Genomic DNA, 9,526 nt, shown 5'->3' on the forward strand with positions numbered 1-9,526 from the left:
AGGTCCTCGGTTGGCGGACACCAGCCGAGGTCTTCGAGGAGCAGCTACGCTCGCTGCAACAGGCCGGTGTTGCAACGACTGATTGAACTCGCCCAATACACGTCGTTCGCGTTCACCGCCCACCTCCTCGACGCTGGCATCGATGCCTCGATCGGCACCGTCGGCGATGCCCTGGGCAACGCGCTCATGGCAACCAACGCCTCCACACAGCGGTCGGAGACATCCCGCCCCACGAACACGAGACCAACTACTACGCTCAACACCAGCCCCAACCGGTCGCTGGAGCCAACGCATAGAGCCTCCACCCATCCCGGAGCGGTTCATCCTGTGGCTGCACCGGTTGTTCCTGAGGCTTCTGCGCCGGTGGAGCAGCAATCTGTGTCTGCGCCTGTCTCGATGGCGCAGCCGCAGCAGCAGATCTATGAGCAGCCGCAGCCTCAGCAGTCCTACGAGCAGTAGGTAGTAGCGGGGGAACACCAGTCGCCGCTGCACCGCTCGGCGCACTACCGGCACGGCAGAGGGAGCGCACTGCGCGGACGCAGGGGTCCGCACATCCCCTCGCTGTCTGTGGGAATCGGTGCCGGCAAGTGACCGAAGCGACTGGGATTTCCAAGATCCCTGGGCAAGCCGGGCCTATGCGCTTAGATCCCCGCCTGCATACCGCGAGGGAGAAAAACACCCGCCCGGGCCGGTGCCGGACCGCCCGTCCACAGCCTCGGACCCGGTCACGCGACCCGCCGCGCTGCCTGGCCGGCCGCTGATGTCCTGGCCCCTCACCCCAGCAGAGAAGCATGCGTAGCCGGGTACAGCAGGGGCTACAGGGTGGAGGGCCGGGGCGCTTGGTCCCGCGGGACCTGTCAGCGGGAGGGATGCGGGAGACCGGCACGACGCGCCGACCAGCACGACGACGTTGTCCAGATGCACGCCGCTCGCGGGCGTCCTGGCTATCGAGCAAGAAGGTCTGGTCGGCGGATGCCAACGCGCAGTTTGTGACGGCACGGTCGATGGTGCCGGGGCCACCGCCGCGCTCCTGCCACGACCGAGACGCCAGCTCTCGCCCACTTCCGGTCCCGCCAACGGCATTCCCAACTCGCCTGCCCCAGCAGCAACTGGACAAGACTCTGCTGGCTCCTGCATCACCGGGATGACAGTGCCTCACCGCGCGCCCTTAGTGTGCTTCAAGTTCCTTGAGGCGTGCCTTCCTGCCCCTGGCCGGGATGACACGCGCGTGTCATTCTCAGCGTCTGGGGCGGAATGCCGAATTGGCCGGGCAGCCAGCCTGGCTGCGTCGGTATCAGAAGCAGGCAGGACTGTCGATCTATTGGAGGGCCGCGCATCCGACAGATCAGGTCGCGAAACCAGCCCGCGACCTGCCTCCGCACCACCCACTCCGGAAAGCGGCCCAAGGGACGGGTTGGCTCCGGAACAGGGCGCTTGAGTAGGACTTCACGAGCCGGCTGCACCGGGGTCTACCGAAAAGAAGTCAGCCGTCAACGGCTCAGGGAAGGATGTCATGCGCCGAACTCGAGCGTTCGCTGGGGCAGTAGCGGTTTCGTTGCTTGTATGCTCTATGGTCACCATGGCCGCAACACCAGCAGCTGCTGATGCTGTGGTCACCTGTGAGGGCACTCTCACCCTCAACTACGACCCGGGCCTGACCCTTCAGCCGCAGACGGTTACCGCCTCCGGCTTTACCACGTATTCCTGTGTCGCCAATGGCGTACCTGTCGAGGCCGACATCGAGGCCGATGCCACACTCTCCCAGGCCACGTGCACCAGCGTCGCGCTACCCAGCGCATACAGCGAAACCGTTAGGTGGCGTGACACGGAGGACGAGGCTGATGGAGGTATCCCTGCCTTCTCCGACATCACCTACACGACAGCAGCTGTGGTCCGTCTTGTCGAAGGGACAGCGGCGGTTTTCTCTGGCACCGTGACCCAGGGACACTACGAGGAATCCGCAGTGCAAAAGACGCTGCTCATTTCTAATGTTAGCCAGCTGGGGGCATGCCTTACCCCTGATGGGCTGACCTCGACCACTGGGCCCACAGCGATGCACATAACGGCGCCCTGAACGGGACCGTATGATCGGTCGGGTAGCCCGAGGGAATCGCACCCCCGAGCCGACAACCGCCTCCTGCTCCGTTACCGCGTGCTGAGCCGAACAGAAGTCGGTGCCCGGCCCGCTGCTGCGCCTGCGCTCACTGAACGTTTTGTCCGTTGACTGGTGTTTGGTTGCAGGTCAGGTTCCGCGGCAGTTTCAGGGTGGCTTCGTCGGTGAGGTGGCGAGCCATGAGGTCGGGGCGAGGCGGCGGTGGTTCATCAGCCAGCCGATGCTCTGTTCGATGGTCCACCGTCTCGGAATGGCCTTGAACCCTTTGGTGCCGGGCTTGTGTTGGACGGGGTGGACGTCGGTGCCGAGGCGGGCGCCGTGGTTGATGGCGGTGGTGCGGTAGCAGGCGTCCGCCCAGGCTTTGCTGAGGCTGGGGTGGGCGGCGGCGATCCGGGACAGCAGTGTCACTCCGCCGCGGTGTCGAAAGACGCTGGCGGCGGTGACCAGCACGGTCAGCAGTAGGCCGAGTGTTTCGCAGCCCAGGTGGCGCTTGCGTCCCCCATCTTTGAACCCCGGCAATGGCCGCTGCAGGAGGCGGTGATGGTCGTCCGGACTGTGACGTTGAGTGAGCCGCATGCCGCGTGAAGTTCCGGAGGGTGGTGGCTGCCTCGGCCTTCTCTATGGAGGACTTCGGCACGTGCATGGGCTGCCATGTTCGGCTGGTCTTCGCGGGCCAGGGAACGCAGAAGGCCCACGCCTGTGTGGACGTCGGCCTTCTGCGCGGAGGGCTCTGAGTGTGATCAGCCGCTGGTCTGGGTTTGCCAGAGAGGCACATTGGCTCGGCCGTAGATGACGACGTTGCAGTCGTCCTGGATGGCGAGGTGGCTGGAAGAGGGCGCAGCCGCCACGGCCGGCGGTGCCGTCTGCCATACGGCGACTAGAGGACGAAGTTCCCGTCCATCTGCATGGTCAGGTACGCCCGTCCGTTGGTCCGAACTCCAGCCACCCTGACCCATGCCACCGTGTCCGGACGGGCGTGTGATCGCCCCTGGGCCCGCGGCCTGCGCCGATGGCGCCGTGAGCCCGGGTCCTGCGGTATCGCTGCCTGCGCGCTTCCCGCGCCCGCGCCCGCCAACGCCAGTGAGTGCGATCAGCCGCTGGTGTGCGTTGCCCAGAGAGGATGCCAGGCTTGGTCGTAGATGACGAAGTTGCCGTCGTCCTGGACGACGAGATAGTAACCCCGGCCTTCGGTGTGGGACTGCCAGAGCGCTTCACCGCTACGGCCGTAAAGCACGAAGTTTCCGTCTGGCTGCCATACAGCGCAGGTGCCACGGCCGACAGTGCCTGTCTGCCATACGGCGCCGCCGTCCTTGTAGAGAACGAGGTTGCCGTCACTCTGCATGGTCAGTCGCGCCCGCCCGTTGGTCGAGAGCCAAATGCCCAGACCAGCGCAAATATAGGTCTTCTCGATTAGCACGTCCCGCGCCGTCGCCGGGCGTGGCTTCACCATGTTCGCCGGGCGTGTGATCGCCCCCAAACCCGCGGCCTGGCCCGCGGTCTGAGGCGACGAGGCCGCGATGGCAGGGCCTCGCGGTATCGCTGCCTGCGCGCTTCCCGCGCCAGCTCCTGCTAATGCCAGCACCGTTGCCGCTATGCACATCGCTCTACGCATCTTCGACACCCCATGAATCTCACGATGAAACGCCTCAAACTGGCGTTAAGTACCTCTATGCAATCATATAAGTACTTTAAGTGCACCAGGGCGTCGTCTAACGCACGCCGCGGTATCTGGTGTTCGCGGGAGACCCGAGCGAAGTCCCAGTCATACGCCAGCAGGAGGGCGCACAGCCGTGCTTCCTTGGCTGAGACTGCGTCGTCCAGCACGCGCTGCAGCGCATCCGGGAGTGTCATGAATTGACGGGCTGTTGACCCTGGCTCGCAACGCGCCCTGGCTCTGCCCCACACCCTCTATTGGTTGAATGGGGGCCTCAGGTGATGTCGGCCTTCCGGACCGATTGTGGTCCGGAAGGCCGACGTGTTGTATGCGGTGAGTGCGGATGCCGATGCGCAGCTCGCTGGAGCAGTCCGTACCGTCAGCGGCGATGACTGCCCATCGACCTCTCCGCACAGCCCAGCGGAGCCACTGATGTTTGCGCTGGCCGACCAGAAGTGAGCACCGCTCCTTGAAGTTGGCGGGATGCAGCGGAGGCTGCAGCGTGTCTGTGATGCTCGATCTTCCTGCACGACCTCGTGGCCCTCGGGCTGACTTCAGCGTGGAACAAACTGCAGAGACTCAAGCACGCGGACAAAGGGCCACCGCAAGTGCGTGAACAGCTCATGGCCTCGTTCCAGGCGGCCAGGCGCCGCCAGCACGTCATCCCCGAGCTAAAGCTCAGCTCCTGCGGCAGGTACTCCCACTGGATGCCGGTTTGCAGCACAAACAGGATCCCGCACAAGGCCTGCCGGTCCGGTACCCGCGGCCTGCCCTCGACCAGCTTCGGACCCGGCTTGGGCAGCAACGGCTCGATCAGCGACCACAGTTCGTCCGAGACGATCATGGACGCGACTCCCTCTTTCCCACGACCAGACCAACGAGCAACCAAGCCGACAGTCACATGATCAACGGCTTCTGTTAGGGCCTCTAAGTGGTCGGCACCGGAAGTCCTTCGGGGGTTGACTGTGGAGGCGGTGCTGTGGGCTGCGTCTGGTCAGATGTCGGGGGCGGCGAGGTGGACTCGGCAGGCGCAGTCGAGGGCGTCCGCGGGGGTGCCTGTGGCGCTGCCGGTGGGCAGCAGGGAGTCCTCGTAGCGGTCGCTGCTGGCGTAGTAGAGGGCGAAGCGCCACCTGCTGGCGGCACCGGCATAGCGCAGCCGCATCAGCTTGGCCCGTGCGCCATGGGGCAGTTCCGCCTCGACGTAGGCGAAGGCTCCGCGATGGCGGACGTGCAGCTGATCGATCTGCGGCCAGGCGGTGCGGGCGCGCTCGCCGAGGCGCGCCTCCACGGACAGGCGGGTGTGTTCCGAGGGCGTGGGCATGGCACCCATCCTGCCCGGCAGGCCGGGCCCGGGGACGCGGCAGGCTACGGCCTGTCCTTGATCCGCTTCTCTCGATCGGCCTGCCTGCCTTGCCTGATGCCGCTGCCCGTCCGATCACCTTGCGCGCTGCCGAGCGCGAGCGGCTAAAACTGATGGCCTACGGCCACAAGACCGAGTACCGGCTGCGGATGCGCGCGCAAATCGTCCTGCGGGGCGCACGCGGACGCTCCAACGCGCGCATCGCCCGGGAGACCGGCCTGCATCTGGACACGGTCCGGTGCTGGCGCGGCCGGTTCGCCGACCAGGGCCTGGGCGACCGCGATCGCTCGGGTCGCCCGCCGGCGTTCACCGCGCTCCAGGTTGCCGAGGTCAAGGCGCTGGCCTGCCGGTTACCCGCCGAGACCGGCGCGCCGCTGTCTCGATGGTCAGCGCCCGAGCTGGCCCGCGAGGCCGTGGCCCGGGGCATCGCCACGTTCGTATCGGCCTCCACCGTCCGCCGCTGGCTTGATCGGGACGCGCTCAAGCCCTGGCAGCACCGTTCCTGGATCTTCATCACCGACCCCGACTTCCGCAACAGGGGCCAGCGCGTGCTGGACCTGTACGCCCGCACCTGGCAGAGCCAGCCGCTCGGCGAGGACGAGTACGTGATCAGCGCGGACGAGAAGACCTCCATACAGGCCCGCTGCCGCTGCCACCCCACCCTCGCGCCCGGCCAGGCCCGAGCCATGCGCGTCAACCACACCTACAGCCGCGGCGGCGCCCTGGCCTACCTGGCCGCCTACGACGTCCACGCCGCGAAGGTGTTCGGCCGCACCGAGCCACGAGCCACGTACCGGCATCGGCCCGTTCATGAACCTGGCCACCCAGGTCATGACCCAAGAGCCCTATGCCAGCGCCAAGCGCGTGTTCTGGATCGTCGACAACGGCTCCTCGCACCGAGGCCAGAAGGCCGCCGACCGGCTGACCGCCGCGTTCCCGACCGCTGTGCTCGTGCACACCCCGGTCCACGCCTCCTGGCTGAACCAGGTGGAGATCTACTTCTCCGTCGTCCAACGCAAGGTCGTCTCACCCAACGACTTCCCCGACCTCGCCCAGGTCGCCGACCGGCTCCGAGCCTTCGAAGACCGCTACAACGCCACAGCACAGCCATTCCAGTGGAAGTTCACCACCTCCGACCTGGACGATCTGCTGGCCAGACTCGACCGGCACACCACCGATCACCAGGAAGAATCCTCCGCCGCACCAGCAGCTGATCAACCCCCGAAGGACTTCCGGAGCCGACCACTAAGGGAGAGCCTTCGACGTCTCCAGCCTCGTGCAGGGCCGCAACTGGCAAACAGCCTGTGCGGGAACGCCGACCGGCATCCCCGCACAGGCCTGGAGACTGCGTCACGGCGAGAACATCACGAGCCGCCACCTCCCGCGTCACCACTAACGGAACCATCTACCGGAGCCACGGCCTGCTGCTGGCCCCCGCCCCAGCCGGCCTGTTGCTGGCCCCAGGCACCAGAGGGCTGCGCACCATTCCCCTGCAGACCCTGCCAGTCCGTCGCAGCCGGAGCCGGAGCCCCGGTACCGCCGCCCTGACCGAAAGGAGCCTGCCAGTTCATCTGCGTACCCGCCTGCCAGCCCGAAACCGCCGCGGCCGAGCTTTCGGCACTCAGCGCGGCCTGCCCACCCGCATCAGGCACCGAGGCCGCCTGCCCAGCGCTGGTGCTATCCACGGTAGGCTGCTGCACCTGCGCAGTGGCCGACCCCAGCCCGGCATCCCCGAAAGCAGCCGAGTCATCGGCCAGGCCCGTGGTGCTCCCACTCGTGCCGGCAGGCTGGCCCTCACCGGATGCAGCCGCGCTTGTGACGAACTGGTTCCACCCACTGCCCCGCCTGCACACCGGACGTCGAACCGGACTGTGCGTCAGACGAACCCGCCTGCCCGCCCCACACATCACCCGCGCCCCCGCCCAGCGCCTGCAGCCCCGACTGCGCCGAGAGATCAGTCGACTGCACACCAGGCTGAGCAGCCCCACCAGGCTGAGCAGCCTGCGCCTGCGGAGCCCCCGCGGCAGCCGGCAGCGAATCAGCCTGCTGCAGACTGTGCATCTGCTGACCCGCCGCAGCCCCGGCCGACAGCTTCGCCCCGGCCGCGTTCTGACCACCAGCGGTACCAGTATTGCCCGAGGCGCCGGTGCTGGGGCCAGCAGAATCCGAGCCGGACTGCACACCCTGCAAACCCTGCTGGGGCGGTAGCTGGGCCGCAGGCTCAGCCTGCTGCGAGCCGGACGGTCCCCCCTGCTGATTGTGTTGAGACGAGATCTGCTTACTCTCAGCGCGGAGGGAGTCGGAACTGGAGGGTGTGCCCTGCTGGGCCTGTGTTGTGGCACGCGGCAAAGCCTGCGTCTGCTGGCTGGTGTCGAACTCATCTCGCCGCAGCTCCGAGGTGCCGTGATTAGCCTGGAACACCTCCCTCAGATATTCGTCCCGCTCATTATCAGGGTGTTCCAGGAAACCGCCGCTCCCGCGAGCCTCTGCATGGTTACGGACGTACTCCCGGCTCGGGAACCCGTTCTTCTGCCAGTCGTCCAGGGGGTTATGCACGGCCGGGTTACCGGCCGACGGGTTCCCGATACCGGACTGCGACTGCTGCTGTGCAGAAGCGCTCCTCGTCTCGGATTGCTCTGCATAGGAGTCCGGCTGATAGTTACCACCCGCCGCCTGCGGGTAGTTCTTGTTTATCAGTGCAAGCTCATCATCGCTGAAAGTTGCCGGAATGTATGAACTTGAATGTCCGTTGTGGGGGACAACTGTAACCCTACTTCCAATCATCACTTCATCACTGTTCGCGGTGCCCTTAGGGTGATCCAAGCCAAGCCCGTGCCCCAATTCGTGCGTAGCAATATGGGCCTGGTTATCTAGGTAATATTGCAGATTTTCATCTCGCGTCACCCAATGGCCATCCTTTTCCCAACCCCTTCCATTCAAATCATCTTCATCAAATTTCTGGTTGATTTCCTGCTGAGGAAGGAAACTGCCATTGTTTAATTCCAGGGTTCCGTTAGAGTGCATCGTGCCGTGGTCGCCGTGACCTTGAGAGCTCCTCAAGTTGTCCACTCCGACGGCGTTTATTTGGGCTTTTTCCCCATCGGAAGCGAACTGGACGATCTCATGTGAGCCAGGACGTACCGCCGGAGTTCCATCCGGGTTAACCTCGAAGGTTCCCTCCGGGTTAAGCATCGGGGCATTTTTCAGGTAGGGAGTTGGTTCTTCATTCGCTGCTTCTTCGTTCAGGGCTTTCATCGCTCTGAGGGTTGCGTCCGGGTCGAGAATTGCTCCGTTCGCGTTGAGGGCAGCGGTTTCCATCGCATACATCTGCTCTTCGGAGAGGCTGGAGTCAAGGTTGATATTCACGTGACCGTCCGAACCTGGATCGATGCGGTATTGATTGGGAGTTGCCGCGGCATAGCTGGCGGTGGCGTTTACCATTTGCAGGCCGCCACCCGCGGCCAGGGCGACGGCTGTAGCGGAGAGGATCCGCCTGGTCTTCGCGCGCTCACCGATGTTCTGCTTCTCCAGGCGGTGCCGGCCATGCTGCTTCTTCATGCTCATCTTCTTTCCCTTCTTGCTACTGCACTCACGCAATTCCATTTTCCCGCGCATACAGGGGACTGGTACTTGTTCTGTGCGAAATGAGAAATGAGAAATGATGCCGCCACGACCGCCTGCCAGAATCTCCCACCGACAGCGGGGATGTTCCCCTTCTTGCAGATCCCGACAGGCAACCGTGTGCTCCATACCCATTAAGACCCGCGAGCGGCCCGCCTGTTTTACGTCTAAAGTATTCACCCGGGAGTTACCCGCAAGCCGAAAGAAGCAGGCCTATACAACTTTGGTCACAACCCATCACAACTTTGGACTGGAGACCTCAAGAACAGCCGAGGCCGACAACCCCCGACCCCACAAAGAACCCCCGAGCCGGAGGCGTACTGCCAGCCGCGGCAGGCAAACTGATCGTGCAAGGCGAAGATTCGGAGCATGGACCGGTGCGCAGCGCACGGGATGGGACAACCTCATGCCCGCGCACCCGTACCTCCTGGAAACACTCGGCATCGAAGCCGCTGCCGCCGGCGAGACCGCGGTGTCTGCCCCACGTACGCAGGGCGACCGGTGGACGGCCAACATCACCGCCGCACAATAATTCCGCCCGCAAAGGGGCCACCTACGAGTCCCGAGGAAACCCGTAGAGGTGATCGATGGGGAAGCGATCCAACTCGGCTCATTCCTCGACAACACCCGCCGCAGAGCCACCAAACTCAGCCCCGCATTGGGCATGCGCTGGCAAGAACCTCCTAGTGGCCTGCGCCAGTAGTTGATCGTTAGTTGTTGTGTGACTTCTGCTGCTGGTGCGTCAGTTCCTCGTCGGGGTCCGAAGCTGGAGCCGTTG

6 protein-coding genes and 3 pseudogenes are annotated in these 9,526 nt (G+C 64.9%); 4 read left to right on the plus strand and 5 right to left on the minus strand.

Annotation, left to right across the window (positions count from 1 at the left end):
- Both ACZ7NC_RS43175 and ACZ7NC_RS43180 read left to right on the plus strand, forming a co-directional pair.
- A pseudogene (locus ACZ7NC_RS43175) lies at window positions 1–459 on the plus strand (hypothetical protein); the annotation flags it as partial.
- Between the two features lie 1,120 nt (window positions 460–1,579).
- Window positions 1,580–2,074, plus strand: coding sequence for a hypothetical protein (locus tag ACZ7NC_RS43180; RefSeq protein ID WP_471497436.1), 495 nt, complete (start codon window positions 1,580–1,582; stop codon window positions 2,072–2,074).
- A 186-nt stretch (window positions 2,075–2,260) separates the two neighbouring features.
- Here the strand turns inward: ACZ7NC_RS43180 and ACZ7NC_RS43185 are convergent, their stop codons facing one another.
- The 4 genes and pseudogenes from ACZ7NC_RS43185 to ACZ7NC_RS43200 all read right to left on the minus strand — a co-directional run bounded on the left by ACZ7NC_RS43185 (window position 2,261) and on the right by ACZ7NC_RS43200 (window position 5,088).
- Window positions 2,261–2,689, minus strand: a complete 429-nt coding sequence (locus ACZ7NC_RS43185) for a transposase (RefSeq protein ID WP_471497438.1) — start codon at window positions 2,687–2,689, stop codon at window positions 2,261–2,263.
- A 514-nt stretch (window positions 2,690–3,203) separates the two neighbouring features.
- Entirely contained in the window at window positions 3,204–3,530 is a 327-nt protein-coding gene (locus ACZ7NC_RS43190) for a hypothetical protein (protein WP_471497440.1), read from the minus strand.
- An 862-nt stretch (window positions 3,531–4,392) separates the two neighbouring features.
- Window positions 4,393–4,611: pseudogene (locus tag ACZ7NC_RS43195) on the minus strand (transposase); the annotation flags it as partial.
- A gap of 150 nt (window positions 4,612–4,761) precedes the next feature.
- Window positions 4,762–5,088: a hypothetical protein gene (locus ACZ7NC_RS43200; protein WP_471497442.1), complete on the minus strand. Its 327-nt coding sequence runs from the start codon at window positions 5,086–5,088 to the stop codon at window positions 4,762–4,764.
- Between the two features lie 188 nt (window positions 5,089–5,276).
- Here ACZ7NC_RS43200 and ACZ7NC_RS43205 point away from each other — a divergent pair.
- Window positions 5,277–5,582 (plus strand): annotated as a pseudogene (locus ACZ7NC_RS43205) (helix-turn-helix domain-containing protein); the annotation flags it as partial.
- Window positions 5,583–5,937: 355 nt separating this feature from the next.
- Window positions 5,938–6,675 (plus strand): transposase, encoded by a 738-nt coding sequence (locus ACZ7NC_RS43210; protein ID WP_471497444.1) that lies wholly within the window; start codon window positions 5,938–5,940, stop codon window positions 6,673–6,675.
- Between the two features lie 246 nt (window positions 6,676–6,921).
- On the opposite strand, the gene ACZ7NC_RS43215 is transcribed toward ACZ7NC_RS43210, so the two are convergent.
- Window positions 6,922–8,730, minus strand: coding sequence for a zinc metalloprotease (locus ACZ7NC_RS43215; RefSeq protein WP_471497446.1), 1,809 nt, complete (start codon window positions 8,728–8,730; stop codon window positions 6,922–6,924).
- Window positions 8,731–9,526: the final 796 nt, after the last annotated feature.

The organism is Streptomyces sp. NPDC111802 (assembly GCF_055634335.1).

Excerpts from the sequence above, each read along its gene's own strand:
- ACZ7NC_RS43180 (WP_471497436.1), top strand. The coding sequence starts at position 1,580 with ATGGCCGCAACACCAGCAGCTGCTGATGCTGTGGTCACCTGTGAGGGC.
- ACZ7NC_RS43185 (WP_471497438.1), bottom strand. The coding sequence starts at position 2,689 with ATGCGGCTCACTCAACGTCACAGTCCGGACGACCATCACCGCCTCCTG.
- ACZ7NC_RS43200 (WP_471497442.1), bottom strand. The coding sequence starts at position 5,088 with ATGCCCACGCCCTCGGAACACACCCGCCTGTCCGTGGAGGCGCGCCTC.
- ACZ7NC_RS43210 (WP_471497444.1), top strand. The coding sequence starts at position 5,938 with ATGAACCTGGCCACCCAGGTCATGACCCAAGAGCCCTATGCCAGCGCC.
- ACZ7NC_RS43215 (WP_471497446.1), bottom strand. The coding sequence starts at position 8,730 with ATGGAATTGCGTGAGTGCAGTAGCAAGAAGGGAAAGAAGATGAGCATG.